23 protein-coding genes and 1 pseudogene are annotated in these 25216 nt (G+C 66.3%); 14 read left to right on the top strand and 10 right to left on the bottom strand.

Features of this window, described 5'->3' with window-relative positions; genetic code table 11:
- Position 1 precedes the first annotated feature (1 nt).
- The 8 genes from CKJ84_RS12430 to CKJ84_RS03290 all read left to right on the top strand — a co-directional run bounded on the left by CKJ84_RS12430 (position 2) and on the right by CKJ84_RS03290 (position 7865).
- On the top strand, positions 2–724 hold the full coding sequence (locus CKJ84_RS12430; protein WP_233125467.1) for a hypothetical protein: 723 nt from the start codon (positions 2–4) through the stop codon (positions 722–724).
- Positions 679–1080 (top strand): hypothetical protein, encoded by a 402-nt coding sequence (locus tag CKJ84_RS12425; RefSeq protein WP_233125466.1) that lies wholly within the window; start codon positions 679–681, stop codon positions 1078–1080. Before CKJ84_RS12430 ends, CKJ84_RS12425 begins: the two co-directional genes overlap by 46 nt.
- A complete protein-coding gene (locus tag CKJ84_RS03315) occupies positions 1077–2120 on the top strand; it encodes an ATP-binding cassette domain-containing protein (protein ID WP_095279057.1) in 1044 nt (347 codons plus the stop codon). The genes CKJ84_RS12425 and CKJ84_RS03315 overlap by 4 nt, the downstream gene beginning before the upstream one ends.
- Positions 2117–2869, top strand: coding sequence for an ABC transporter permease (locus tag CKJ84_RS03310; protein ID WP_095279056.1), 753 nt, complete (start codon positions 2117–2119; stop codon positions 2867–2869). The genes CKJ84_RS03315 and CKJ84_RS03310 overlap by 4 nt, the downstream gene beginning before the upstream one ends.
- Entirely contained in the window at positions 2866–3603 is a 738-nt protein-coding gene (locus CKJ84_RS03305; RefSeq protein WP_095534860.1) for an ABC transporter permease, read from the top strand. Before CKJ84_RS03310 ends, CKJ84_RS03305 begins: the two co-directional genes overlap by 4 nt.
- A gap of 73 nt (positions 3604–3676) precedes the next feature.
- Positions 3677–4360: a trans-aconitate 2-methyltransferase gene (locus CKJ84_RS03300; RefSeq protein WP_095279054.1), complete on the top strand. Its 684-nt coding sequence runs from the start codon at positions 3677–3679 to the stop codon at positions 4358–4360.
- Positions 4357–6135, top strand: coding sequence for an ABC transporter ATP-binding protein (locus CKJ84_RS03295; RefSeq protein ID WP_095279053.1), 1779 nt, complete (start codon positions 4357–4359; stop codon positions 6133–6135). Before CKJ84_RS03300 ends, CKJ84_RS03295 begins: the two co-directional genes overlap by 4 nt.
- Positions 6132–7865, top strand: a complete 1734-nt coding sequence (locus CKJ84_RS03290) for an ABC transporter ATP-binding protein (protein ID WP_005329286.1) — start codon at positions 6132–6134, stop codon at positions 7863–7865. Before CKJ84_RS03295 ends, CKJ84_RS03290 begins: the two co-directional genes overlap by 4 nt.
- Positions 7866–7882: 17 nt before the next feature.
- Here the strand turns inward: CKJ84_RS03290 and CKJ84_RS12180 are convergent, their stop codons facing one another.
- The 3 genes and pseudogenes from CKJ84_RS12180 to CKJ84_RS03285 all read right to left on the bottom strand — a co-directional run bounded on the left by CKJ84_RS12180 (position 7883) and on the right by CKJ84_RS03285 (position 9869).
- Positions 7883–8050 carry a hypothetical protein gene (locus CKJ84_RS12180; protein WP_154762579.1) on the bottom strand — a complete coding sequence of 56 codons (168 nt, stop codon included), beginning with the start codon at positions 8048–8050 and terminating at the stop codon, positions 7883–7885.
- 9 nt (positions 8051–8059) lie between these two features.
- Positions 8060–8230, bottom strand: a complete 171-nt coding sequence (locus CKJ84_RS12175) for a hypothetical protein (protein ID WP_154762578.1) — start codon at positions 8228–8230, stop codon at positions 8060–8062.
- A 431-nt stretch (positions 8231–8661) separates the two neighbouring features.
- Positions 8662–9869: pseudogene (locus tag CKJ84_RS03285) on the bottom strand (IS110 family transposase).
- A 466-nt stretch (positions 9870–10335) separates the two neighbouring features.
- On the opposite strand from CKJ84_RS03285, the gene ilvA reads away from it, so the two are divergent.
- A complete protein-coding gene (gene ilvA / locus CKJ84_RS03280) occupies positions 10336–11643 on the top strand; it encodes a threonine ammonia-lyase IlvA (protein WP_095545935.1) in 1308 nt (435 codons plus the stop codon).
- A 69-nt stretch (positions 11644–11712) separates the two neighbouring features.
- Here ilvA and treZ read toward each other — a convergent pair whose 3' ends face one another.
- The gene (treZ, locus tag CKJ84_RS03275; RefSeq protein ID WP_095545934.1) at positions 11713–13506 is read right to left on the bottom strand and encodes a malto-oligosyltrehalose trehalohydrolase; all 1794 of its coding nucleotides are present in this window, start codon (positions 13504–13506) and stop codon (positions 11713–11715) included.
- A 66-nt stretch (positions 13507–13572) separates the two neighbouring features.
- Between treZ and CKJ84_RS03270 the strand changes: the two genes are divergently transcribed.
- Genes CKJ84_RS03270 through CKJ84_RS03260 form a run of 3 tightly spaced genes read left to right on the top strand, consistent with a single transcriptional unit; the run spans position 13573 to position 14895 of the window.
- A complete protein-coding gene (locus CKJ84_RS03270; protein ID WP_095545933.1) occupies positions 13573–14217 on the top strand; it encodes a YigZ family protein in 645 nt (214 codons plus the stop codon).
- Between the two features lie 48 nt (positions 14218–14265).
- Positions 14266–14499: a hypothetical protein gene (locus CKJ84_RS03265; RefSeq protein ID WP_095534855.1), complete on the top strand. Its 234-nt coding sequence runs from the start codon at positions 14266–14268 to the stop codon at positions 14497–14499.
- Positions 14500–14511: 12 nt separating this feature from the next.
- The gene (locus CKJ84_RS03260; RefSeq protein ID WP_095545932.1) at positions 14512–14895 is read left to right on the top strand and encodes an RNA-binding S4 domain-containing protein; all 384 of its coding nucleotides are present in this window, start codon (positions 14512–14514) and stop codon (positions 14893–14895) included.
- Here CKJ84_RS03260 and CKJ84_RS03255 read toward each other — a convergent pair.
- The 6 genes from CKJ84_RS03255 to CKJ84_RS03230 form a co-directional block, all read right to left on the bottom strand.
- Positions 14892–15947: a GTP pyrophosphokinase family protein gene (locus tag CKJ84_RS03255; RefSeq protein WP_095545931.1), complete on the bottom strand. Its 1056-nt coding sequence runs from the start codon at positions 15945–15947 to the stop codon at positions 14892–14894. The two genes, CKJ84_RS03260 and CKJ84_RS03255, sit on opposite strands and share 4 nt — an antisense overlap.
- A 55-nt stretch (positions 15948–16002) precedes the next feature.
- Entirely contained in the window at positions 16003–18507 is a 2505-nt protein-coding gene (gene treY / locus CKJ84_RS03250; RefSeq protein WP_095545930.1) for a malto-oligosyltrehalose synthase, read from the bottom strand.
- A gap of 68 nt (positions 18508–18575) precedes the next feature.
- Positions 18576–19205 (bottom strand): hypothetical protein, encoded by a 630-nt coding sequence (locus tag CKJ84_RS03245; protein ID WP_095536802.1) that lies wholly within the window; start codon positions 19203–19205, stop codon positions 18576–18578.
- A gap of 88 nt (positions 19206–19293) precedes the next feature.
- A complete protein-coding gene (locus CKJ84_RS03240; RefSeq protein WP_095545929.1) occupies positions 19294–20721 on the bottom strand; it encodes an exonuclease domain-containing protein in 1428 nt (475 codons plus the stop codon).
- Between the two features lie 81 nt (positions 20722–20802).
- The gene (gene glgX, locus CKJ84_RS03235; RefSeq protein WP_095534850.1) at positions 20803–22995 is read right to left on the bottom strand and encodes a glycogen debranching protein GlgX; all 2193 of its coding nucleotides are present in this window, start codon (positions 22993–22995) and stop codon (positions 20803–20805) included.
- A 39-nt stretch (positions 22996–23034) separates the two neighbouring features.
- A complete protein-coding gene (locus tag CKJ84_RS03230) occupies positions 23035–23622 on the bottom strand; it encodes a TetR family transcriptional regulator (protein WP_095545928.1) in 588 nt (195 codons plus the stop codon).
- Between the two features lie 226 nt (positions 23623–23848).
- Between CKJ84_RS03230 and CKJ84_RS03225 the strand changes: the two genes are divergently transcribed.
- Complete coding sequence (locus CKJ84_RS03225) at positions 23849–24625, top strand: hypothetical protein (RefSeq protein WP_095545927.1); 777 nt, start codon at positions 23849–23851, stop codon at positions 24623–24625.
- Between the two features lie 13 nt (positions 24626–24638).
- The gene (locus tag CKJ84_RS03220) at positions 24639–25211 is read left to right on the top strand and encodes a hypothetical protein (protein ID WP_143340301.1); all 573 of its coding nucleotides are present in this window, start codon (positions 24639–24641) and stop codon (positions 25209–25211) included.
- Positions 25212–25216 lie beyond the last annotated feature (5 nt).

Raw genomic sequence — 25216 nt, 5'->3', positions numbered from 1 at the left:
AGTGAACACGATCCGGACCATCAGCGACGTGCTTCGGGACAAGGCCGATGAGACGAAGAAGGGGATCACCTTCGTCGAGAATTGGCGGGACGTCCTCGTCCCGTACGGCCGGGTCCATGCGGAGGCGGTGGCGGCTGCGACTCGGTTGGCCGAAGCCGGCATCGGCCCGTTCGAGGTGCATGCAGACTCACTCGCCCGTGCTTGCATCGACTCAGGCACCGGGTACATCGACGTCAACGATTCGATCGACGCCCGCCGCGCAATCATGGCCCTCGACGGGGATGCTCGGCGGGAGGGGGTTCCCGTGCTCACCGGGTTCGGCCTGTGCCCGGGCTTGTCGACGGCCCTGTTGATGCTCGGGGCCTGCGCTGCGGGGGCCGAAGAGGTCCGCGATGTGCGGGTCGATCTGCGAATTGGCGCCGACCAGGAATCCGGGGCCGCGTCGGTCGAGTCGATGTTCCGGACCATTCGCGGCGGATACCGCGCGATGCTCGGCGGCGCCATCGTCGAAGTGCGGCGCAACCTGGTGTCGTCGCAAAGCGGAATCGGCTACGAATGCCCGGACATCGACGTCGTACGCGGGGTGTGCCCCTCGATCCTCGGATTTTCCTACCACGTCGCCTTCGATGCTCTCCCGATGAGTCGGTGGAGAAGATCCGCACGTCGAGACTGTACGCGATGCCCGTCGTCTCCGGTCTGCTCGCCCGTCTCGGGGCGGCCGTGACGTCGCGGAAGGCGCGGGCGAACGGCACTCCGCAACCCGCCGAGCTGGTCATCGCACTGTCCTCCGCCGGCGCGGGCGATGCGGGGTCGGCGGCCGAGACAACCGTCGTCCGGGCAACTGGCCCGGGTTCCTACAAAATGACCGCGGCCATTGCCGCCGCCACCGTTGCGTCGGTCGCGGGGAAGCCAGTCGCGCCGGGGTGCCGGGATCTCGTCAGCCACCCCCGGCTCCTCGAACCGGTCCTCGCCTTCGCCCGCGATGCAGGCATCCATATCGAAACGCCGCATGACAACCCGACCACGGGGCCACTGCCGGCAGCGGCCCACTGCGACACCAAAGAAAAGGAGAAACGATGACGGATCAAGCTGAACGGGGTGCGGCGATCGTCGTCCGCGACCTCACGAAGAGCTACCCGATTGCGGGCACAGCCGGCACCGCGCCCGAAGGCGGGGCAGGTGCTCCGCCGGACGGCGGGCGCAAGGGAAAGCGCGGCGCCCGGATGCGCAAGCATGTGCTCGACGGCGTGAGTTTCACCGTGCCCGCCGGGTCGATCGTGTCGTTCCTCGGCCACAACGGCGCAGGCAAGACCACCCTCATCCGAATCCTGTCGACGCTCATCACCGCAGACTCCGGCGAGGTGAGCATCTTCTCGCGCGATGTGAAAAAGGATCCGGCGGGCGTGCGTGCCGACATTGCCACCACCGGCCAATTCGCGGCGATCGACGAGAACCTCACCGGCCGGGAGAACCTGGAGTTCTTCGGGCGTCTGCGCGGACTCGACCGCGCCGACGCGGCCGCCCGCGCGACGGAACTGCTCGCGCAATTCTCGCTCGCGGACAGTGCCTCGACGCTGGCGTCGGCCTATTCGGGTGGCATGCGGCGCCGCCTCGACATCGCCGCGTCGCTGTGCGTCGTGCCCAGGTTGCTGTTCCTCGACGAACCCACGACGGGGCTGGACCCGGTCAGCCGCGAAGAGTTGTGGGGCTTCATCCAGCAACTGCGGGACGACGGAATGACCCTGGTGCTGACCACCCAGTACCTGGAAGAGGCGGAGGCGCTGGCAGACTACGTCCATCTGCTCAAGGACCGCCGCATCGTCGCCAGCGGAACGCCGGAGGAATTGCGCCGCGACTTCGGATCGCACGTGCTCCGCGTGTCCTTTGCCACCACCGCCGAGGCGGAGGCGTTCGCCCGCTGCCTCGGAGGAACGTGCCTGGACGGCGCCCGCGTCGCGGGGAAGTCGGTGTCCCTCGACGTCGACCCCGGACCGCAGGTCCTCGAGGCGGTGGCGCAGGCGATGGAGGCCTCGGACGCGTTGCCGGATTCGCTGAGCGTGTCGCCGCCCACCCTCAACGAGGTATTCATATCGATGAACGCAGGGGGTGCGGCGCGATGAGTGCGACGTCGGTCGCGGCGTTCCTCCGTCGGGATCTGCTGCTGTTGCGACGCAACACCGCGTCGCTGATCTCCATGTTCGTCGTTCCTCCCCTCTTCCTGCTGTGCCTGTACGCGGTGTTTGGGTACTCGGCAGGGCAATCCGGCTTCGGGTACCTGCGTTTCGTGCTCGGCGGCTGCCTGTTCCAGGCGGCGATGTTCACCGCCGCGGCGTCGGCGATGGCGGTGGGACAGGACGTCGAATCCGGGCTCGTTGACCGCGTGCGCGTGTTGCCCGGGGCCACAGGCGGCTATGTCGCCGGCAGGCTCGCCACCGATGTGCTGCGGATGTCCGCGTCGATCGCGGCGCTGCTGGTCGTCGCGTGGTCCTGCGGCCTCGACATGGCTCTCGGTGACGTCGCGTGGACAGTCCTGTGGTCACTGCTCGCCGCCGCGGTCCTGTCCCTGGTCACGGACGGGGTGATCCTGATGGTGCCCGCCCCGGTGTCGACAGCCTCATCGATCCAGGCGCTGGAAATGCTGCTGCTCATGTTCTCCACCGCGTTCATTCCGGCGACCGCTTTGGACGGCTCCCTGCGCGACGTCGTACGTCACATGCCGTTTTCGCCGATCATCGAGGTGATCAGGGCGGCGTCCCCGGATGCCTTCCCGGATAGTGCCGGGGAAGAGGCCGCCCTGTGGCTCGGTGTCGCGGCGGTCGCCGGAATCGTCTTGTTCATCCGCCGGTTCACCTTGAGGAGCGAATCATGATCGACGCCATTTTCGTGCATCTGCGGCGCATCGTCCACACTTGGCTGCGGCGCCCTGACTTCTGGTTCATGACGTTCATTGCTCCGCTCGTGTACCTGTTCATCGTCAACCGCATGTTCGGTGGCCTGGTCAGGCAGCTCACCGGAGAGTTCGAACTCCCGAACGCGGTCATCCTGGTCGTGACGACGTGGGCGTTCATCTTGGCCATCACGGGATCGTCCACTGTGTTCGTTGAACGCAGCAATGGCCTCCACGAGCGGTTGATCACCATGCCGGCACCGTACGCGGCCGTGCCGACCGCACGGATCATCGCCGAGTTTATCCGGATCATGGCGATGACGGTCGTCGTCGCGGCGGTGGCCGCCTTGCTTTCCGACAGCCCCCCTGAGGTGTCCTGGTGGTGGAGGATCACGGTGACCGGCGCGATGGTTGCCGCGGCGGCCGCATGCACCGGCACGTACATCGCGTTCTCCATCACCAGCCCCCAGGGATCCGTGGCCCTCATCCCGTTAATCATCGTTGCGATGTTCGTCAACACGGTGCTCATGCCCGCCGACCACTTCCGTCCCCTCCTGCGCGGAATCGCCGGGCACACCCCCGTATCCGCGGCCGGCGAGGCCGTCAACGGCACCGGGGCTGCGGGTCTGGTGGTCTGCGCGGCCTGGTTCTTTGGTATCGCTGTGCTCGCGGCGTGGGGCATCGCCGTGAAAACGAGGCCGGGGGAGTCTGCATGACGGCCCGCGAATCCGAGCATCTAACCCGAAACCGCCGCGTGGACGCGGCCCACACACCCGGAGACAGAACCAAATGAAGTCGATCGCCCAGATCGTCCAGAACAACCGCAGGCTCCTCGCGGCCTACGAGGACAAGGTCCAGCCGAGGTTCCTAAGCCGCTATGCGCGCGAACCGATGGACGCCGCTGCCGTGTACCGGAAGCTCCGTGCGCTGGATCCCGGGCCGGATGCGCCGGCCCGGGTCCTCGACCTCGGTTGTGGAACCGGGTGGCTCGCCCGCACGCTCGCCGCTGAGTCTCGCTATCGCAGGGCGAACATCGTCGGCTACGACCTGTCGCCCAATGCGATCCGCATCGCCCGCGAACGCGCCGCCGCCGACGGGCTCGGGGCCCGGACGGAATTCCACGTTGCCGACATCCTCACGCCGCTCGCGGGAGAGCCCGGCGGGGCCTGTGAAATCTGGGTGTGTGGCGCGCTCCACCAAATGAAGGATGCGGGAGCCGCGCTCGGCAGGGTCTCCGGGCTGCTCGCCGACGGCGGCATCGCTTACGTGCAGACGTTCGTCGAGGATCCCGACGTGAACGAGCGGGTCGACATGGCCGTCATGGAGAAGACGGGCCACCGGGTGTTCCGGGGCAGCGAGCTCGAGGACCTCGCCGAAGCCAACGGGCTGAAGCTGGACGGAGTCTCACGCGCCGGCATGGTGTATTTCTGCACTCTCACGAAGAAAAGCGCGATCGGGGAGGCGGGCAAGTGAGCGCCGTGGACGGGACCGTAGGCCCGTGGTCGCTGCTCGCCCCGATTCGGACCCGGATGCGTGCGGTGGTCGCGTTATCCGTCCTGTCGTCGGTGGCTACCGTCGCTTCGCTGGTCGGCATCATCGACATCGCGATGACGTACCCGGAGGCCCCGGAGCATCGGACGTGGTTGGCCGTGGCTGTCATCGTCGTCGCCGCAACGGTGCGCATGGCCGCGGACGGCGCCGCCGGCATGCTCTCGCACCGGGCGGATAATGACCTGCAGCTCCACCTCCGGCGCCGGCTGGTCGCCCACATCCGGAAGTTGCCGTTGGGCTGGCTGGACGCCCGGCGCTCGTCGGGAATCATCGAGTCGGTTGAGAAGGACGTCGCGGCTGTCCACCAGCTCATGGGCCACACCGTCGGTGAGACCGTGGTGGCGGTGCTGGTTCCCCTGCTTTCCCTCATCGCGCTCGTCGCGGTCGATTGGCGGATCGCGGCGGTGGCGGTCGTCCCGGTGCTGGTCACCTTCGCCCTGATGGGCGTGATGATTTCGCGCGGAGCCGGTCTTCAGCGCGACTACGAACGAGCCTCTGAAAAAGTGACGGCTGCGGTCATCGAGTTGGTGCGCGGCATCCCGGTGATGAAGTCCTTCGGACGCGCCAGCCAGGGCGCGGGCCGCTACGATGCCGCGGCGTCGTCGTTCGTCCGCGCGTGGTCCGCCTGGTCCCGGCAGTCGAACATCTATCTCGGGCTCATCGACGTGGTGACGTCCCCGATCACGGTCCTCGCAGTGATGTGCGGCGCCGGCCTCGCTTTGAGGGACACTGCGGGCGGCAAACCGGAGGGTCTCGTCGCCGGGCTGGTTCTCGGCCTTGGACTCTCCGCGGCGATCGTGAGGGTGGCTATGAACTCCGAACCCATCATCGCGGGGATCGCCGCCCTGAAGTCCATCGCGGAGGTGCTGGGCACGCCGCCGATCACCGAGTCCGTCGAGCCGGTGCCCGTGCACGGAGGCGCGCTCGAGGTTCGGAACCTGGTCTTCTCCTACGGGGATGGGCCGCGGGTCCTCGACGGGATGTCCGCGACGTTCGAACCGGGGACCCTCACGGCGCTGGTGGGGTCCTCCGGTTCCGGAAAGTCCACCGTCGCCCGGCTGTTGGCGCGTTTCCACGACCCTGTCGAAGGCTCGGTGCTGCTGGGCGGCGACGATCTTCGCGACATCGCCGTGCGCGACGTGCACCGTTCGGTGTCGGTGGTGTTCCAGGATCCGCAGTTGCTCACGCTGCCCTTGCGGGAGAACATCCGGCTGGCCAGGAGAGACGCCACCGACGGCGAAATCATGGCGGCCGCGAAGCTCGCGAACCTCGATACGGTCATCGCGGCGCTGCCGAAGGGCCTGGATTCGGTGGTCAACGTCGACGTGACCTTTTCCGGTGGTGAGGCGCAGCGCGTGGCCATCGCGAGGTCGATTGTCACGGACGCGCCGGTGCTCATCTTCGACGAGGCAACCGCTTACGCGGATCCGGCTTCCGAGGCCCTCATTCAGTCCGCAATCGAGCGTTTGGCTCGTTCGCGGACGGTGATCGTGATTGCGCACAGATTGAGCACGATCCGCAACGCCGACCGCATCCTCGTTCTCGATGGGGGAGCGGTCGCGGAGGCGGGCACCCACGACGAGTTGCTTGCGCGCGGTGGCCGTTACCGGGATCTGTGGCGCGCGTTCGCGCTCGACGACGAACCATCCGCCCCGCGGGGCACTGAAGCAGACGATGAAAAGGCAGGGAACCGATGATCCGGGACTTGTGGTCGATGACGGATCGGCGCTCGAAGATGACGCTGGCGTGGCTCATTGCGTTGGCCGCGCTTGCCGCGCTGGCACAGGGAGCGGCGTTCGTCGCGCTGCTGCCGCTGCTGTCGGCTCTGGCCGTGGGAGATGATGCGACGGCGTGGCGTTTCACCGGCGTTATCGCCGGCCTCGCGGCCGCCCATGCGGTGCTGTCCCTCGCCGCGGGGACGGTCGGCAGGGCGAATTCCGCAGCGGTGCTGTCGTCCCTGCTGCGTTCCCTGGGCGAACGCGTGCTGACGTTGCCACTCGGGTACGTCACCAAGTCCACGGCCGGCCGCTTTTCGGAGATGGCGTCTTCGGGCATGGCGTTCGCGGCGTCCGTGCCGCACGTGATCCTGCGGCCCGTCATCGCTGCTGTGGTTGCGCCGACCGTCATCGCTCTCGGAATTCTGGCGGTGGATTGGCGTGTCGGGTTGGTTCTCGTCGCGTCGGCGCCGGTGCTCTTCTTCGCCTACCGGGCCATTGGCCGAGTCGGCGGGGAGTCGGACGAAGCGCATGCTGACGCCGTCGCTGCCGTCTCCGGCAGGCTGATCGAGTTCACCCGCGGCCAGCAGGTGATTCGCGCCGCGGGCGACGGTTCGGCGGCGGACGCGATGGTGGATGAGGCGATCCAGGCCCAACACGATGCGTTCGCGAAGGCGACGTCGACGCAAGGCGCGGCCATCGGACGGTTGGGCTCGGTCGTCCATGCGGTGTTCACGGCGGCGGTGGTCGTCGCCGTGGCGGTCGCCGCGACGGGCGGGATGTCACCGGCGCATTTGGCGTCGATGCTCATTGTGGTCGTCCAGTTCACCGGACCGATCACCACGGCGGGAGCGTTGTCCGGCGGTTTCGGCGCGGGCCGCAACACGTTGGCTGCGCTGCGTGACCTGCGGGCGATCCCCGCCCTTCCCGAACCGGCCGCACCGGAGCTGCCCGACGGGCATGACGTGGAGTTCCGCGGTGTGAGCTTCGGGTACGGGGAGAAGAAGGTCCTCGACGGCGTCAGCTTCCGTGCACCTCAGGGAGTGCTGGTCGCCATAGTGGGACCTTCGGGGGCGGGCAAGACGACGGTCATGCGGCTGCTGTCGCGGTTTCATGATCCGGACTCGGGGGAGATCCTCATTGGCGGGGTGCCCTTGCCTCGGATCGGCACCGACGGCGTGAACTCGCTGGTGACCCCGGTGTTCCAGGAGACGTTCCTCTTCGACGCGTCCGTGCGGGACAACGTGGTCTTCGCCGACCCCGGATTCGGTTCCAGGCCCGGCGACGGAGACCGCTTGCGCGAGGCCGCCCGGCGATCCGGGGTGGACCGCATCGTGGAGCTGCTGCCTTCCGGGTGGGATAACCCGGTGGGGGAGGAGGGGACGCTGCTGTCGGGAGGCGAGCGGCAGCGCGTCGCCATCGCCCGGGCGCTTCTGAAGGATTCCCCGGTGGTGCTTTTCGACGAGCCGACGTCCTCGCTGGATGCGGCCACTGAGCGGGCGATTGTCGGCACGATGGAAGCGTTGCGCGGCGATCACACCGTGATCGTCGTCGCCCATCGCCTGCACACCGTCCGCGATGCCGACCTCATCGTCGTGCTTTCGGAGGACGGGACGGTCGCAGAACGGGGCACACACGATGAATTGCTGGCGAAGGGCGGCCGCTACGCCGAGTCGTGGACGTGCCGGACGGGAGGCTCCCCGGGCGCCTGATCCTCGTCCGTCGAGGACTATCGCTCCGGTCCGGTACCGGTGCAGTGGTCCCGCCACGCCGTCCCGGTCAGCGGGTCCTCGACGATGCCCTGGGCGACAGGGTCGTAATTGAAGCCGTAGTGCTCGGTGCGGTGGGCGGGGCACACGTCTTGGACGGTGATGTTGGTGACGCCGGGTTCCCGCACGAAGGAGTTTTAGTGGGGGAGCACGGCATTGTCGTGCCGCGTGCCCAGGAAGGTGTACCGAACGCCCGGTCGAGTGATGTCGCCGATGGTCAGCTCATTCAGCAGCATGGAACCGGAGATCTGCTGTTCCCAGGCAAGCGCGTTCGTTTTGCCGGCGTTTCGGGAGTATCCGTGGCGCATCTCGGGGTGGACGTCAAAGCGATCGGCTGCGCTGTGCGCCCGGGGCCCGTGGTTCGAGGCCCGGTACCGATGAGCTGTTCGACGACCCGGTCCCGGGAATGAGGATGACGGGCAATTCACCGTCCCGGGGCGGCACCGGAAGTCGTTGGCGCCGGGGGCACCAGACCGGGCTTGGCCATGGACAGGGCCCGGGCGGCCGCGGGTGAGGTTTGCCGGCGGCCGGGCCACCGGTCGGGAAACCGCCGTCCGACAGCGACGAGGGGATTCTCGTCACCTCGTCGGGGGGTGTTCCTATATAGGTTGTCAACTCCGCGGGTGGGCTTGTTGGGGGTGTGAACGGCTTCTGCTTCGTCTCGTAGATGTTGTTTTGGGTACCTTGAGGAGCCGATTGGGCTTGCTGTGCAATCGGCTTGGATGGGGGTCTGGTGGCTTTAGGCTGCTGCGGCCTCCTGGATTGTGGGGATGTCTCGGTAGAGCTCGCCGTTTCGCATCATGGCGAAGAGGACGTTGAGGCGTCGGCGTGCGAGTGCGACGACTGCGGCGTTGTGTCTTTTGCCTTCTTTGCGTTTTCGTTCATAGAATTGCCGGGAACGCTCGTGGAATCTGATCGATGCAAAAGACGATTGCCATAGGGCGTTCTTTAATTTTTGTTGCCAGCGCGGTTGGGCGAATTCGACATAATGGACGTTCCTGATTGATTTGTCCGTGGTGATAGGCCTGCATAGGACGCTAGGTGCGCTGCATCGGGGAAGTCGGACATATCGCCAACGGTCATGAGGATCTGTGCTGCGCTACGTGGGCCGATGTCGGGCATGGATAAAAGAATCTCGGTTTGAGGAATGTCTTGAATGAGCTTGAGTACCTGTGCTTCTATTTCCTTGCGATGCTCTAGTTTGGCCAGTGCGTCTTTGGCGGACATTGCTACGCCAAGTTCGGCGTATTCTGCGCCGGCAATGGACACGGTCTGTCCGTGGATGGCAGCAAGCATGGCATCGATGACAGGCTCGGGATTGCGCGCTTTGTGACTGCGCGCAAAGGCTGCTAGGCGTGTTTTACCGATGCGTCGAATCTTGGTGGGGTCACCGTATTTCGCAAGTAGGTGGAGGATCCATTTTCGGTGAATCATCTGTCCGCGCAGAACATGTTCGAATGCAGGATAGGTTCCTACGAGCGCGGATCGCATCTGGTTAATCAGGCGTGTGTAGGCCCGGGCGAGATCTTCGTCAATACCGTTGAGTACTTTCAGCTGGATAAAGACTTCCTCAACGCGGTCGACACTGCGCAAGGAATCTGGAAGGTTAAGACCGGCATGGGCGATGACGTAGGCGTCGCGTACATCGGTTTTGGAGTTGCCGACGTGGATGCGAGAGAGCTGTCGCATCGCAAGCCCTGGTAGATAGCGAACATCTGCCCCCATGTCTTGGGCGACTGCGACGGTTAATCGGCCGATGTTGTTGGGTTGATCGACAATGACCAGGACCGAGGCGTTGTCGGTGAGGAATTTGCCGAAGAGCTTGCGTAGTGAGCCTTCATGCTGGTTGATGCGTTTGGATAGGACTTGCCTGCCTTGGGGATCGAGGACGCAGGCGTGGTGGAAGTATTTGCCGACGTCTACGCCAATGACGAAGTCATAGGCCATGGGTGTGTGCCTCCTAGCGATGAATGAGAAGTTGGACTATTTAAGCTTCATCACTGGGGTTGGTCGGACATACTTGGACTGGCACCCACATTACTGTGAGACCTCATACCACCTGGGCTGGGTCAGGTTCCTATTAGCAGTTTGAGTATGTCACTGTCTTCGGCGACATCACCCCCCGGATCATTTTCAGACAGGGACAGGAATAAGCCATACCGAAGCCAGTGACTAGTTCCCCTGTCCTTTCAGACGGAGGGAACGGAAGTAAACATAGCCCGCCCAATCGGGCGGACAGGTTATGAATCTTCGGTGCCCTGGGGTGGAACTGCTAACAACGTAATGGGCATCCTAAAGTGGGCAGGTAGTTCCAAGGAGAACGCGTGGTGAACACTTGGTGAACCGTGCGGGTGAATGAAAACTGGCGGCGATAGCCCGCGCGAATACCTGTTCACGGATAGACTTGTCCACCATGAACGCAGCCACCGAGCACAATGAACAGTCAACGAGCAACTACCAACCGGTCCACGCTGCCGACATTCAAGCTGCTCAGGCGAAAATTTCCTCGGTGATTGAGCCGACCCCGCTGCAGTACTGCCCGCGGCTGTCGCAGCAGTACGGCGCAGATGTGTACCTCAAGCGTGAGGATTTGCAGGACGTGCGCTCCTACAAGATTCGCGGCGCTTACTACAACATCTCTCGCCTGTCCGCTGAGCAGCGCGCAGCGGGGGTGGTCGCGGCGTCGGCTGGCAATCATGCGCAGGGCGTCGCGTACGCCTGCCGTGCGCTAGGGATCCAGGGCAAGATCTTCGTGCCCAAGCCCACACCGAAGCAGAAGCGCGATCGGATTATGGTCCACGGCGGCGACAACGTCGAGCTCGTCGTGACGGGCAATACGTTCGACGAGGCGGCGGAGGCGGCTCGTGCCGACGCCCGCGAGCGCGGGGCAACAATCATCGAGCCTTTCGACGCCCGCGATACCGTCATCGGGCAGGGCACGGTTGCCGCCGAGATCCTCGCACAGCTGACGGGGCTTGGCCGGGAACTGGACACCATCATGGTGCCCGTCGGCGGCGGCGGCCTGCTCGGCGGGATCGTGTCGTACGTGGCAGACATGTCGCCGCGCACGGCCGTGGTGGGGGTGGAACCGCGCGGCGCGGCGTCGCTCGCCGCAGCGCTCGAGCACGGGGGTCCGGTGACGCTGACGGACATTGACCCGTTCGTCGACGGTGCGGCGGTCAAGCGCATCGGCGCGTTCCCGTTTGAGGTGATCGAACACAACCAAGGGCGTACGCACCTCCTGCGCGCAGACGAGGGCGCGGTGTGCACCGAGATGCTCGCGCTGTATCAGAACGAGGGCATCATCGCCGAGCCCGCGGGCGCGCTGTCGGTGGCGGGACTGGCCGGGATGAAGGTCCAGCCGGGGTCCACCGTCGTATGCGTCATCTCCGGCGGCAACAACGACGTGCTGCGTTACGCGGAGGTCATGGAGCGCTCCCTGGTGCACCGCGGGCTCAAGCACTACTTCCTGGTGAACTTCCCACAGGAGCCGGGACAGCTGCGTACCTTCCTCACCGACATCCTCGGCCCGGACGATGACATCGTCCTGTTCGAGTACCTGAAGAAGAACAACCGCGAGACCGGCGCGGCGCTGGTCGGCCTGGAGCTCACCCGCGCGAGCGACCTGGAGCCGCTGCTGGAGCGCATGGATGACTCCGTCATCGAGTGCCGCCAGCTCACGCCCGGCACGCCTGAGTACGAGTTCATCGTCTCCAGCTAGCCGAGCAAGCCCAGTGGGCCGAGCAAGCCCGGCGGGCCGAGCGGCCCGCGCGGGCCAAGCGGGCGCTGCCTAGCGCTGGATGTAGGCGATGCCCCAGGGGTCCAGCACCGTCTCGTCATCGCCGACCTGCGGGTGGGTGAACGAGTACAGCAGGGTACCGCCGACCGGCACGGTGACCGGCTCGTCGCTGAAGTTCGCAGCCAGCACGACCGTTCCGTCATCGCTACCGTCCGCCATGGTCAGCCACTTCTCGCCGTTGTCCACCTGCAGCGTGCGCAGGTCCTCGCGGTTGCAGCCGTGCTCGCGGCGCAGCTGGATCAGGCGCTTGTAGGCGTCGTGGACCTGCTGCTGCTCGTCGGTAAAGGTCCAGTTCAGCTTCGCGGACGTGTAGGTGTCCTCGTGGCCCGGGTCCGGCACTTCGTCGTGGTCCCAGCCCTGGCGGGAGAACTCGTGGAGGCGCCCCTGGCGAGTGCCCTCCAGAATCTGCTCATTGGAGTGGGAGACAAAGAAGGGGAACGGGGTGTTCGCGCCGAACTCTTCGCCCATGAACAGCATCGGGGTAAACGGGGAGTGCAGCAGCACCGCAGCCTTGAGCACCTGCTGGGTCGGGGTGAGGTTTTGGCTCGGGCGGTCGCCCGCAGCGCGGTTGCCGGTCTGGTCGTGGTTGGTGGTGTAGGACACCAGGTGCCACGGTGCGACGTGGGAGAGGTCCAGCTCGCGGCCGTGCGTGCGGGCGCGGTACTTCGAGTAGGAGTTGCGGAAGCGGTAGCCGTTGCGCAGCGTATCCGCGAGGATCTCCATGGAGCCGTAGTCCATGTAGTAGCCCTGGGTCTCACCGGTCAGCAGAGAGTGGATCCCGTGGTGGACGTCGTCGAGCCAGTGCCCCTCGAGCCCGTAGCCGCCGCGCTCGGGGGCGCTGATCAGTCGCGGGTCGTTCTGGTCGGACTCGCCAATCACGGTGCGGGGCACGCCGGTGTCCGCGGCGAGGTCGTCGCCGATGCGGGCGATTTCTTCCATGATGGAGAAAGCGAGGCGGTCGTCGTAGGTTTGCACCGCGTCCAGGCGCAGCCCGTCAGCGTGGAACTCGCCGAGCCACTGGCGCACCGTATCCAGGATGTAGGCGCGCACCTCGTCGGAACCGGGGCCGGAGATGTTGATGACCTCGCCCCAGGCGGTGAGCCCGTCCGTCAGGTACGGGCCGAACGCGTCGTTGTAGTTGCCCTCCGGGCCGAAGTGGTTGTACACGACGTCGAGGAGGACGGCGATGCCGTGGGTATGCGCGGCGTCGATAAGCTCCTTGAGCCCCTGCGGGCCGCCGTACGTCTCATGGATGGCAAACCAGTCGACGCCGTCGTAGCCCCAGTTCCGGGTTCCGGCGAAGGGCTGCAGCGGCATAAGTTCGATGGTGTTGACGCCCAGCTCGGCGAGGTAGTCCAGCTTCTCAATCACGCCGGCGAAGGTGCCGGAGGGGGAAAAGGTGCCCACGTGGAGCTCGTAAATCACCATGTCCTTGGTGGGGATTCCGGACCAGTTGTCATCGTTCCACGCGAAGTCGGTGCTCACGACCTCGGACGGGCCGTGCACGCCCTCGGGCTGGAGGCGCGTGCGCGGATCCGGCATGGGGATGGACCACTGGGTGCCGTCGAAGAGCGAGAAGGTGTAGTGCTGACCCGGCTGCGGGGCGACGGTGGCGGGGTCGAGCACCCACCAGCCCGCGCGCTCCGCGTCGGGCTGCATGTCGTGTTCCTCGCCGTCGACGGTCACGCGCACCTTCTGGCCCTTCGGGGCCCATACCTCAAACTGGCCCGGGGCGGTGTGGGACGCAGCATTGTTGGCAGTGTTTGTGCTGTGTGATTCACTCATGTTCCCCAGCCTAAGGAGGCGACTCGAGCACCGCAATGACGTCGTCCCCCGGTAGACTCCACCCCTATGCTGACCACCTACGAGCTGCCCGCCGCGGGCGCGCCGACCACCCACGAACTTGAAATCAAACGTTCCCGGTTCATTACCTGGGTGGGTCGCGTCGAATCGGAGGATGAAGCACGCGAATTCATCCACGCAGCGCGCGAGGCGTTCCCGGATGCGCGCCACCACTGCTCGGCGTTCATCGTCCACGTCGACGGCGCGCAGCCCATCGAGCGCTCGTCCGACGACGGCGAGCCGTCCGGCACCGCGGGCACACCCATGCTCGAAGTGCTCAAAGGCTCAGGCTTGGTCAACGTATGCGCAGTGGTCATCCGCTACTTCGGCGGCACCAAGCTGGGCACCGGCGGGCTCGTCAGCGCGTACACGCACGCGGTGACCGGCGCGCTCGAGAACCTGCCGCGCGCCACCCGCAACCTCCGCGAGCTCATCACCGTCAACCTGCCGCACGCCGAGGCCGGCCGGATCGAGTCGGAACTGCGCAACGCGGGCATCGAGGTCGTGGACATTGCCTACGGGTCACTGGCCACGTACACGCTCGGGTTCGCCCCGGGGGAGCGTGAGCTTGTCGACGCCCACCTGGCAGCGTCCACCCAAGGCACCGTCGAGTCGAAGGAAGCCGGGCACCGGTGGGTCGAAACGACCGACTGATCCGCGGCAAACGCCGGCTGCGCGTGATCCCGCGATAGACTGTGCAGCATGACGATGAAGCCTCGCCTCAATAACCCCATCGCGCGCCGCAAGGAAGCTGTGCGCAAGTACAGCCGGAACGCCGTCCTCTGGGCCGGCGGCGGAGTGGTCGGCGGTGTCGCCCTCGGCCTCATCGCGGGCTCATGGTCGCTGCTCATCCTCGGTTTTGTCGTCGCCGTCGTTGGCGGCGTGGCCAACTGGATGAAGGTGCAGAAGATCGTGAACCATAAAGACGAGTACTAAAGGCGTGGGCGAATGACCCAACCCGACGGAAAGGCAGTGCGGATCGACGCCTGGCTGTGGGCCGTCCGCATCTTCAAGACCCGCACCCAGGCCGCGGAGGCCGTGCGCGCCGGGCACGTCAAACTGAACGAGCAATCGGTAAAACCCGCCGCGCAGGTTGTACCCGGCGACGCGGTGCGCGTGTGGAAGGACCACCGCTACCGCGACCTGGAGGTCACGGCAACCGTGCGCAAGCGCGTCGGGGCGCCCGTGGCCAAGCAGTGCTACCTCGACCACTCGCCGCCACCGCCTCCGATGGACATTTTCGCCACGATGCCCAAGCGCGAGCGGGGGGCGGGGCGTCCGACGAAGAAGGAGCGGCGCGAGACCGACCGCCTGCTGGGTCGGCGTCGCTAGTTCGCTGCCCGGAGCTGCGCAAGCCGCTTGGTCAGCCGCGCCCGGCGCACCTTCGGCCGGTTGCCGGCGTCCCAGGTGCGCTCGATGTGGTCGGTGCCGTAGCGGTTGAGCAGGAGGTCGTCGACAAGCCTGACCTGCCCGGGCACGAATGAGTAGCGCAATCCGTTGGTTACCGCCTCAAGGTCCGCCGGGTTGAGCAGCTCCGCGACCTGCGAGACCCGCTCGAGGCCGTGCGCGCGCAGCAGCTCGTTGAGGAACCGGTAGTCCGCCGCCCGCGAGAGTGGGTAGCGCGAACCGAGCAGCACCGTGAGGATGCCGGGCAGCGTCTCCGGCGCGATCTGCGCCTCCACGTCCGCCCCCTCCGTAGGTTGCACATCCGTGATCCTGGCGATCTGGTCAAACTGCTGATCGGCCAGCTCAATGAGCCCGGCAGCGAGCGTGAACGCACGGTCCACCTGCGGGTCGACGTCCTCAACAGCCCGCTTGTAACGCACGTCGTGCTCGAACTCGGCCCAAGCATGCTGGAGCACCGTGCGGATCTGCACCTCGAAGGCAGTCCCCACATACTCCTCGAGCCCCTCGGACCTCTCCTGCACCCGCAGCACCAGGTGGTGCGAGCCGTAGCCGAATCCGCCGGCCACGCGCGTCTCCTCCGCCTTATCCACGCTGCGCAGGACCTCAAACTCATCCGCCAGCAGCGTTTGCACCGCGGGGATCTCAGTGGAGTGCAGCACCGTAATGCGCGCCCCGATGATGTCCTTAATGTCCGTCCACGGTTCCGGGTAGACGGGTTCGCCGTCGCGCATCTTGCGCGCCTTTTCCTTCAATGAAGGCCACGTCTTGATCCGTACGTCCACCCGGTCGAAGTTCACGGCGGCATCGCGCATCAGCTCGTGCAGCGCGTGGCGGAACGCGGTCGCCGGGTCCTCGTGCGCATTGAGCCAGTTAAAGTAGGTAGAGCCGAGCCGGGCGATGGTCGCATCGGGAACCCTCGCCTCAGCCCTCCGCGCCCCCTTGCCCGCCCGGGCGCGCTTCTCCTGCTCGTTGCTCATCAGGAGCTACAGCATACTCCGCTGCACGCTTATCGACGCCCCCACAGTCCCATCCTCACGCCCCCGCACGCACGAACAGCGCCACAGGCAGCGCGGAGAACACGTCAGCGACCTGCACAGTCCCGTGAAACTCCCGTCCGCTCAGGCGCTCCACCCACGTGCCCTCCGGTAGGTCCACTGTCGTTTCGCCCCAGCCGCCGGTTCTGGCCAGCTTGAGCGGCTCCCGGGTGGCGAGCCCAATCACCTTCGCGTCCTCGCCCTGCATACCTCGCGCCATGCCGACGAGGTGGTGCTGCGCGGGACCCAGCGCGAACACGGCCCGGTACGAGCCCTCCGTAAACACCTCCGGCCGCTCGTGGCGCAGCCGCAGCGCCTCCGCCGTGACCGCCTGCTTCGCGTGGTTGCCGCGCTCCGCCAGCGCCTCGGGGGTCGGCGGAACCTCGCCGTACAGGAACCGAGCCACGTCGAATGACTCACCGCTGCGGGCGGCGTCGTACTGTGCGAGCGTTTGCGCCCGGGCCGTGTAGTCCACGAAGGCCCTGTTGTCCGGGTCCACGAGCGCCAGTTCCACGAACTCCTGGCCTTGATACGTATCTGGAATGCCCGGCCCGACCAGCTGGAGCAGCTTGCGGCCCAGCGACACCTGGACCGCCCCGATGTGGAGCTGCTGGACGAACGCGCTCACCCGCGCGGCGGCCGGTCCGTACAGGACGGCGTCCACCCAGTCCAGTACCCGTTGTTCGTAGCGCGCATCCGGGTCCACCCAGGTGGTGTGGAGCGCCGCCTCGCGCACCGCCTTCGTGGCGTAGCCGTGCAGGCGCTCCCGCAGTGCGTCCGTCACCTCTCCGTCCTCCGGCCAGACGCCGATGATGTTCTGCAGGAGGAAGTGGCCGGTCGCGCTGTCCGGAGGCGGCACGAGCGCAACAATTTGCCGCACCAGCTCGGCGAAGTCGTTCGGCACCTCGGTGAGCTCGATGATCCGCGCGCGGGTGTCCTCGCTGCGCTTTGTGTCGTGCGTGGACAGCGATGTCATCGCGTGCGGCCACAGCCCGGCGCGCTCGTCCTGCAGCAAGTGGAACTCCGCCGCCCCGACGCCGAAGCGCCCCGGCGCGCCGCCGACTTCCTGCAGCGCCACGAGCCTGCTCGCGCGGTAGAACAGCGTGTCCTCGACGCCTTTGGCCATGACGGCGCCGCAGACTTGGGCGAAGCGGTTCTTCGCCTCGCCGGACGCGAGGAAGGCAGCCGCGATGAGGTCGAGCGCGTTGCGGCGAGAGGGGAAGCGCTTGGCCATGTCCGAGATGACGCTGGACGTGATGCGCGAGAGCGACCGGTAGTCGGCGCGGTAGACGGGCATCGCCGCGACCAGCTCGATCACTGTCGACGCCAATTGCTCATCCGAGACTTCCGCGGTCACCGCGGAGAAGTTGTCGCGGCGGATGGCGCGAACGAGCCTGCGTACCTCGGCGCCCAGCTCGGAGGAGGCGACGTCGTGCTTGAGCTGCTGCTCGCTCGCCGCGATGGCCTCCTCGTCCCAGGTCGAGCCGGATTGCTGCAGGGCGAGCATGCTTAACGTGTCCTCGGCCGAGCGGTTGAGAAAGATGCCGTCGAGTTCCCGCAGCGCGTCGTACCCGGTGGTGCCGTCGACGTGCAGGCGCGGGTCGAGCGGCTCGTTGACGCCAAGGATCTTTTCCACCACGAGCCACCGGTCGTGCCCGACGAGGTCCCGCAGGCGGGAGAGGTACGCGAAGGGGTTGGTCAACCCGTCGGGGTGGTCGACACGTACGCCGTCGATAAGCTCTTCTGCGATCAACTGGCGAAGGAGCCGGTGCGTGTGCTCGAAGACGAGTGGATCTTCCTGGCGTACCCCTGCGAGCCCATCGACGGAGAAGAAGCGGCGGTACGAGATTACGCCGTCGCGCCAGTACATCAGCTTGTACGGCTGGCGCTGGTAGACCTCGAGCGGGTCGTCGTCGAGACCGCCGTACGACCCCGGCGCGAGGGGAAAGTAGTTGTCGAAGTAGGCCAGGACATCCTCCCCGCCTGGGGCAGTGCCTGCGGGGAATTCATCCTCGGCCAGGTGAGTGAGGCGGAGCTGCTCCTCGTCGCCCTCCTTGCCAAGCACCGGGAGCCCGAGCTTACCGCCGGCGCCGTTGTCCTCGTGCCAATCAATATCAAAGTAGGTGGCAAACTCGGAGTCCGCGCCAAGCTTGAGCACGTCCCACCACCAGCGGTTGCGATGCGGGACCTCCACGCCCACGTGGTTTGGCACGATGTCCAGCACGATGCCGAGTCCGGCGTCGTGTGCTGCCCGGGCGAGCTTGCGCAGGCCCTCGATGCCACCCAGCTCGGGGTTGACCTTGGTCGGATCGATGACGTCGTAGCCGTGATTGGACTCCGGCATGGCGGTGAAGATGGGGGAGAGATAGAGGTGCGATACCCCTAGGTCGCGCAGGTAGGGGATCTGCGCCTGCGCCTCAGCAAACCCGAACGCCCGGCCCGCCGGGTCGGCCCCCGGGCCGCGCAGCTGGAGGCGGTAGGTGGAAGTGATGGGTCGACGCATGGTCGTGCTGCTCCTTGAGCTGGAATAAACGGGGACACAGGGACACCCCATTCACCATAGCGAGGTGGCTAGTAAAAGCGGCGTACCTTGCGCGGACGGCATAGCAGGAGCGGGAAGCCGAGTGAGTACCGCATCAGGCGCTCCCAACCGACGACACCGGCGACGTCCCTCGGTGGTGCGTCGAAGACGAACAGCTTGTTGTCATCAGCAACGTAGTACAGCAATTCGTGCTCCGGGCGCAGCACTTCCGTGAAGTGCGAGTGCAGTACGTCGAAGGTTGTCGGGTGCGTCACCCACCCCGCGGCCGTCCACCCAAGTGCTTGGACCTCAACGCCGCGCGGGAGCGAGCCCGGGGCACCACCGAGCGCGATGGACGGGTCCCGGACCCAAAACGCCTCCTCCGGGCCGCGCTCCTCGGCGAAGCGGAGCAGGCGCGCGGCAGCGTGCTTCCACGCTTGGTGCTCCGAAAAGCCCAACATGCCCACTTGCTGGTGCGTGAGCGCGGCCGTTGCCGGGGTGTCAAACACGCACGCCAGGCCGGGCGACAGGCCGACGTACGCAGTTGACGAGCTCAGCCCGGGCGTGAGCCACGCGTACGGGCCGGTGGAATAACGCTCGTCGCGCCGGGCGAGGCGGGGGATGAGCAAGGCGGGCAGCTCCGGGGCGCGGGGAGCCAGGGTGTCAGAAAAATGCGTCATGCACTATTAGACGCAAAAAGTGCCGCTCCGGTTCCATGCGTTGCCGAAGAAATTGAAATTTTTTTTGACGGAGGGGGGAGTTGGCAGGTCAGAACGGTGGTTCGTCGTCAAGCTCGAGCACCGAAAGCAGGCGATCCGCCTGCCAGATCTGGATCTCCTGACCCTTTTCCTGCAGTTCCTTGGCGCGCTTTTCCTTCGAGGTGACGCTGTTCCAGGCGCCGACCACCAGGATCGTCGTCTTCTTGGTCACGTTCTTGCCCACCTGGCCGCCGTGCTCGGCGATGCCGTTCCAGAGCGTGCCCTTGTCAAAGGGCTCGAATTCGCCGGTAAGCGTGACGTGCTGGCCGTACAGCGGCGAATCCGGGCTGGCGTCCAGGCTCGGCTCGGGGACCTTGTCGGGCGTGGCCACAGACTGCCAGGGAGCCGGGCCGCGCTGCCCGCCGCTCGAGACCCCCGCCCCCTTGCCCGAGCCGGATTGCCCACCGCGCTTCGGCCCGGCCTGGTTACTGCCGCGCGGCGCGGCGGCAGCCTCCACGACGGCCTGCACGCCGCCAGCGGCGAGCAGCTCCGCCTGTGCGGCGCTCCGCGTCCCGGAGCGGTCCCGCGTCACCGGCGTGACCTTCGCCTGCTCGATGGTGCCCAGCACAAAGCCGCTGCTGTGCACGAAGCTGGCCAGGGAGCCTGTGTGGTGCGCCCGGCGCGCCAGGCCGAGCATGATGCCGGCGCACGCGGCCGCGTCGGCGCACGCGTCGTGGTGGTTGTCCAGGCCCACACCGAAATACTCCGAAAGCGTGGGCAGGCGGTGGTTGCGCACGTCAAGGCGCTCCGCGCGCGACTGCGCGAGCGTGCACGCGAACAGCATGGGCGGCACCGGGTGCCCCGTAGCCACGCACGCGCTGTGCAGCGCCGAGGCGTCAAACTGCGCGTTGTGCGCGACCAACGGCAGCTCGCCGACGAAGTCAATCATCGCGTCGATGCGATCAGCCACGCCGGGCGCGTCAGCCACATCATCGGCGGTAATCCCGTGGATGGCCACGTTGCCCGGCTCGAACAGCTTGCAGCTCTCCGGAGGCTGGCACAGCCACGACACGCGGTCGACCTCTTCGCCGTCCACAAACTTGACCAGCCCAATCTGGCAGATGGAGCCCCAGTTGGGGTTGGCGGTCTCCACGTCGAACCCCACGAAATCGAAGCCGGGGATCGCGCCAGAAGCCTCCGCATTATCGACGTCCGGGGCTTCGCCCCGGCGCGCCGCAGCCACCAGCGACGCGAGCGCTTCTACTTGCGACGCCTCGCCGGGCGCGAAGCGCACCACCTTGGTGTCCCCGGCCCCGAGCGTGATGGTGAGGCGGCCTTCTTGCCACCCGTCCCCGAGCTCGGTGGTCACCTTGGTGATGTCCGCGACGTCCACACTGTGCTCGTCGGACTCGCCCGTGAGGGCGGCGGCGAGCGGCGAGGGGCGCCACACCACCTTCGAGTTGGTCACCGTTACCAGGGCGCCGTGGGCGGAAATCACGTGAACTACTCTCCAATCACAGGCAAATGCGGGTTCGCACTAGTCTACCGGGGCGGTGGGGCGTCGATAAGCACCTGCCCCTTAGTCCTCCGGCATCACCGGCGGCTCGATCTGCTTGAGCACCATGGTGGAGCGGGCGGGCACGGTCAGGGTGCCCTCAGCGTCGGCGGGATCGAAGCCGACGGGGTAGCCCAGGGGCTCGGTCGTGTCGATGAGCACCTCCCACTTCGCGCCGAACTTCTGCGGCGGGATGCGGAACTCGATGTCCTCGTAGTGGGCGTTGAACATGAGCACGAAGGAATCGTCCGTGATGCGGCGGCCGCGCGAATCGGGTTCGGAGATCGCGTCGCCGTTGAGGTAGACCATCAGCGCCTTGCCAAAGGCGAAGTCCCAGTCCTTCTGCTCCATTTGCTGCCCGTCCGGGACGAGCCAGGCGATCTCGCGGTCCAGCACGTCCTCACCCAACGCACCACCGGAGAGGAAGCGACGGCGGCGGAAGACGGGGTGGGCCTTGCGGATGGCAATGAGGCGTTTGGTGAAGTCGTGGAGCTCGTTCGCCTCGTCCAGGCGGTCCCAGTTCATCCAGGCGATCTCGTTGTCCTGGCAGTAGACGTTGTTGTTGCCGCCTTGGGTGCGCGCAAACTCGTCGCCGTGGGCGATCATGGGCGTGCCCTGGGACAACAGGAGCGTGGTGAGGAAGTTGCGGCGCTGCTGGGCGCGGAGCTGGCGCACCTCCGGATCGTCCGTCGGGCCCTCCACGCCACAGTTCCAGGAGCGGTTGTGGCTCTCGCCGTCGCGGTTGTCCTCGCCGTTCGCGTCGTTGTGCTTCTCGTTGTAGCTCACCAGGTCATTGAGCGTGAAGCCGTCGTGCGCGGTGATGAAGTTGATCGACGCGGTCGGGCGGCGATCGTTGTGTTGGTACAGGTCCGAGGAGCCGGTGAGGCGGGACGCGAACTCGCCCAGGGTGGAGCCCTCGCCGCGCCAGAAGTCGCGCATGGTGTCGCGGTACTTGCCGTTCCACTCGCTCCACAGCGACGGGAAGTTGCCCACCTGGTAGCCGCCCTCGCCGACGTCCCACGGCTCCGCGATGAGCTTGACCTGGCTGACAACCGGGTCCTGCTGCACGAGGTCGAAGAAGGTGGCCAGGCGGTCCACATCGGAGAACTCGCGGGCAAGGGTGGAGGCGAGGTCGAAGCGGAAACCGTCGACGTGCATCTCAGTGACCCAGTAGCGGAGGCTGTCCATAATCAGCTGCAGCGAGTGCGGGTCGCGCACGTTAAAGGAGTTGCCCGTCCCCGTGTAGTCCATGTAGTGGTACTTGTCATCGTCCACCAGGCGGTAGTACGCCTCATTATCAATGCCGCGGAACGCAATCGTCGGGCCCATGTGGTTGCCCTCCGCGGTGTGGTTGTACACCACGTCCAGGATGATCTCCATGCCCGCCTCGTGGTAGGCGCGCACCAGGTGCTTGAACTCGGCCACGGCGTCGCCGGGGTTGGAGGTGGAGGCGTAGTCGTGCTCCGGGGCGAAGAAGCCGAAGGTGTTGTAGCCCCAGTAGTTGCGCAGCCCCATTTCCTTCAGGCGGTCGTCCTGGAAGAACTGGTGGATCGGCAGCAGCTCGACGGAGGTGACGCCGAGGTCCTTGAGGTATTCCACCATTGCGGGGTGTGCCATACCGGCGTAGGTGCCGCGCAGGTTTTCCGGGATGTCCGGGTGCGACTGCGTCATGCCCTTGACGTGGCACTCGTAAATCACCGTTTCCTCGTCGGGGATGCGCGGGCTGCGGTCGTCGCCCCAATCGAAGAACGGGTTGATCACGACCGAAAGCATGGTGTGACCCAAGGAGTCTTCCTCATTGCGGCCGGTGCCGGGTTCCTCAGCGTCCGGGTCGTAGGAAAACAGCGCGGAGTGGGTGTCAAAGGAGCCGTCGAATGCGCGCGCGTAGGGGTCGATGAGCAGCTTGCTCGGGTCGCAGCGCTTGCCGTCAGCTGGGTCCCACGGCCCGTGGACGCGGTAGCCATAGCGCTGGCCGGGGGCGATGCCGGGGAGGTAGCCGTGCCAGATGTGGTTATCCATCTCTTCCAGGGGGACGCGCGTTTCGGCTCCGTCGTCGTCGATCAGGCACAGCTCGACGGCATCGGCGACACCGGAGAACAGCGCGAAGTTCGTGCCGGCTCCGTCGTAGGTGGAGCCAAGCGGGTATGCGGATCCTGGCCACACGATCGGTGCCTCGGAGGTGGTGGGTGCATCAGAAGGTGCAGAAGGTTCAGTCATGTCGCCCGATCCTAGCCAAATTTGCGCGCCCGGTCCCGGCTACGCGCCCGCCTCGCCCGCCGTGCCTCCCGCGCGCAACCCCGCCATGAGGAGCGCGACGCCTTCCTCGTGCTCGCGCGTCGCTTCCTCGGCGCCCACCACCGGCCGCTCCCCGGTGGCTTCCGCTAGCTGCGCGCCCGATTGGTACATCGTCGCCGCGCCAAGCGTCATGGTGACCAGGCCCGCCGCCGCTGAGCGAAGGACACTTGCCGGAGCGCCCTCGTTCGCGACTTCCCGCACTGCCCCCTCAAAGACGGTGGAAAGCTCCCCGCGGATGCGCGCTCCCGGCTGGCTCATTGCCGCGAGCACGACCTCGGCGCCATCGCGGATGCCCAGGACGGCCTCCCGGAGGGCGCGCGCGAGCTGTTCCGGCGCGGTCGCCTCCCCCGCGGCGTCGGCTGCAACTGGTCGCACAATCTCCGCGGCAAGGCAGGAGATGAGCTCCTGTTTGTTCTCGATGTGCCAATACAATGCCCCCGGGGCAACGCCGAGTGAGGTGGCCACGCGGCGCATTGAGACGTCCGCCAGCCCGTATTCTGCCAAAATGCGCAGCGCGGATGCGGTAATGGTGTCCCGGGTCAACTGCATAATGCTCCATCGTAACTGTGGTGCAGTCAGGGCACGGGAGGTTCATTGCCCCGATTGCTCACAGGAAGCGCCCAGAATGTTGTCACCTCAACTCGACGATTGCCCCAGCTGGGTGTTGTTAGGATGGTCGAGACAACTTACAAGTATCTCGAGCGTGCGTTCGCGCGTCCAAGAGTGATACGAACCCGGGCGGTCCGACTTCCCGGGAGATGAAGAGAGGTAATTCGTGAGGTTTTCCACCAAGACGACGAAAGCTGCTGCAGCAGGTGTCACGGCAATCGCCCTGACCTTGACACTGTCTGCGTGTGGCTCAGGGGAGGAAACCAACGGCGGCGGTCTGTCCACAGCAGCTGAGGCCGCCGGGGACAACGGGGCCGACAACACCGAGTCCGTCGACGGTGCCGCGAAGGAATCGGAAAAGAAGTCCGGGGACGACAAGGACCAGAAGGACGGACAGAAGGACCAGGACTCCAAGGGCGGGGATGCCGCGAAGAAGACCTCGGAGAAGGACGCCAAGGACTCCGGCGAGAAGGATTCCGGCTCCGACAACCAGGGCGAGAACGGCGATGTGCCCACCATTGCTAACCCGTTTGCGGACGGTGAGTACGAGCAGGTCACCCACGAGCCGATCGCCGGTGGCCAGGATGCGTCGCAGGGCGACATCGATGAGATGACCAAGGTCGTCGAGGCCGTCTCCAACCCGGAGTCGCTCGCCACCTGGACCCGCACCATCCTGGATAACTCCTGCAAGGCCGTGCGCGACCCCGCGATGGAGGAGCTTGAGCGCCAGGGCATGACCCTGGACTCCGTCGAGGAAGCGGCGCGGATGCAGGAAGATGCCGGCATGACCATGGACCTGCCGAAGTCCGAGATCTCCCTGGCGGACGTGCGCGTTGACGGCGACCGCGCCTCCGCGTCCGTGACGGCCAAGAATGATTCCGGCGAGGATACCCAGACCCAGCTCTTCGAGCGCGAGGATGGCCGCTGGAAGCTCTGCAACTAGTCAGCGCCCCTCGTTGAGTACTGCATTAGAAACAACCCAGCCCGCGTCGCGGCCCCGCATCCCGAGGTTCCCAGCTCGGATCGGGGCGGACGCGGGCCTTGTAGTGTGCGCGCTGCTGCTCGGTATCGGCGGCGGCCTCCTGTGGGGATGGCTGCGCCCCGCGTACGTGGGCACGGTGGATGACGGGAGGCTCGCCATCGACCAGGTGGCCAGCCCGGCAAACGCGGAGTTCGCCGCGACCGGCTGGTTCAGCCTGATCACTCTGGCCATCGGCGTCGTCCTGGCCGTCGTCGCGTTGCGCCAGTTCGCTTCTCGACGCACCCGTGGAGGCCTCGGCTCGCTGTGTTGGCTCATCGCCTGCGCGGTCTCCGCGACCCTGACGGTGGCCGTTACCGGCGACGTGCTCGCCGCGGCGCTGCACCCGCTGGACCACGCGAACCTGGCCGACGGCCAGCAGGTGGAGGTGGTGCCGCCTGCCAAAATCGGCGCTGCATGGTTGGTCGGCCCGTTTTTCTCCTCCCTAATCTACTGGGCCTCCAATGCGTTGTCCCTCGTGGTGGAGCGGGACGAGCCGCCAACTGACTGATGAAC

This window comes from Corynebacterium sp. NML 120412 (genome assembly GCF_002285155.1).
Classification (GTDB): domain Bacteria; phylum Actinomycetota; class Actinomycetes; order Mycobacteriales; family Mycobacteriaceae; genus Corynebacterium; species Corynebacterium gottingense.
The sequence above is the reverse complement of the archived record's forward strand: the minus strand, read 5'-3'. Positions and strand labels throughout refer to the sequence as shown.

Coding starts and splice junctions, on each gene's coding strand:
- CKJ84_RS03270 (WP_095545933.1), top strand. CDS start 13,573: ATGCTGACCACCTACGAGCTGCCCGCCGCGGGCGCGCCGACCACCCAC.
- CKJ84_RS03230 (WP_095545928.1), bottom strand. CDS start 23,622: ATGCAGTTGACCCGGGACACCATTACCGCATCCGCGCTGCGCATTTTG.
- ilvA (WP_095545935.1), top strand. CDS start 10,336: ATGAACGCAGCCACCGAGCACAATGAACAGTCAACGAGCAACTACCAA.
- CKJ84_RS03255 (WP_095545931.1), bottom strand. CDS start 15,947: ATGAGCAACGAGCAGGAGAAGCGCGCCCGGGCGGGCAAGGGGGCGCGG.
- CKJ84_RS03290 (WP_005329286.1), top strand. CDS start 6,132: ATGATCCGGGACTTGTGGTCGATGACGGATCGGCGCTCGAAGATGACG.
- CKJ84_RS03300 (WP_095279054.1), top strand. CDS start 3,677: ATGAAGTCGATCGCCCAGATCGTCCAGAACAACCGCAGGCTCCTCGCG.
- CKJ84_RS12175 (WP_154762578.1), bottom strand. CDS start 8,230: ATGCGCCACGGATACTCCCGAAACGCCGGCAAAACGAACGCGCTTGCC.
- CKJ84_RS03315 (WP_095279057.1), top strand. CDS start 1,077: ATGACGGATCAAGCTGAACGGGGTGCGGCGATCGTCGTCCGCGACCTC.
- CKJ84_RS12425 (WP_233125466.1), top strand. CDS start 679: ATGCCCGTCGTCTCCGGTCTGCTCGCCCGTCTCGGGGCGGCCGTGACG.
- treY (WP_095545930.1), bottom strand. CDS start 18,507: ATGCGTCGACCCATCACTTCCACCTACCGCCTCCAGCTGCGCGGCCCG.
- CKJ84_RS03305 (WP_095534860.1), top strand. CDS start 2,866: ATGATCGACGCCATTTTCGTGCATCTGCGGCGCATCGTCCACACTTGG.
- treZ (WP_095545934.1), bottom strand. CDS start 13,506: ATGAGTGAATCACACAGCACAAACACTGCCAACAATGCTGCGTCCCAC.
- glgX (WP_095534850.1), bottom strand. CDS start 22,995: ATGACTGAACCTTCTGCACCTTCTGATGCACCCACCACCTCCGAGGCA.
- CKJ84_RS03245 (WP_095536802.1), bottom strand. CDS start 19,205: ATGACGCATTTTTCTGACACCCTGGCTCCCCGCGCCCCGGAGCTGCCC.
- CKJ84_RS03310 (WP_095279056.1), top strand. CDS start 2,117: ATGAGTGCGACGTCGGTCGCGGCGTTCCTCCGTCGGGATCTGCTGCTG.
- CKJ84_RS03265 (WP_095534855.1), top strand. CDS start 14,266: ATGACGATGAAGCCTCGCCTCAATAACCCCATCGCGCGCCGCAAGGAA.
- CKJ84_RS03260 (WP_095545932.1), top strand. CDS start 14,512: ATGACCCAACCCGACGGAAAGGCAGTGCGGATCGACGCCTGGCTGTGG.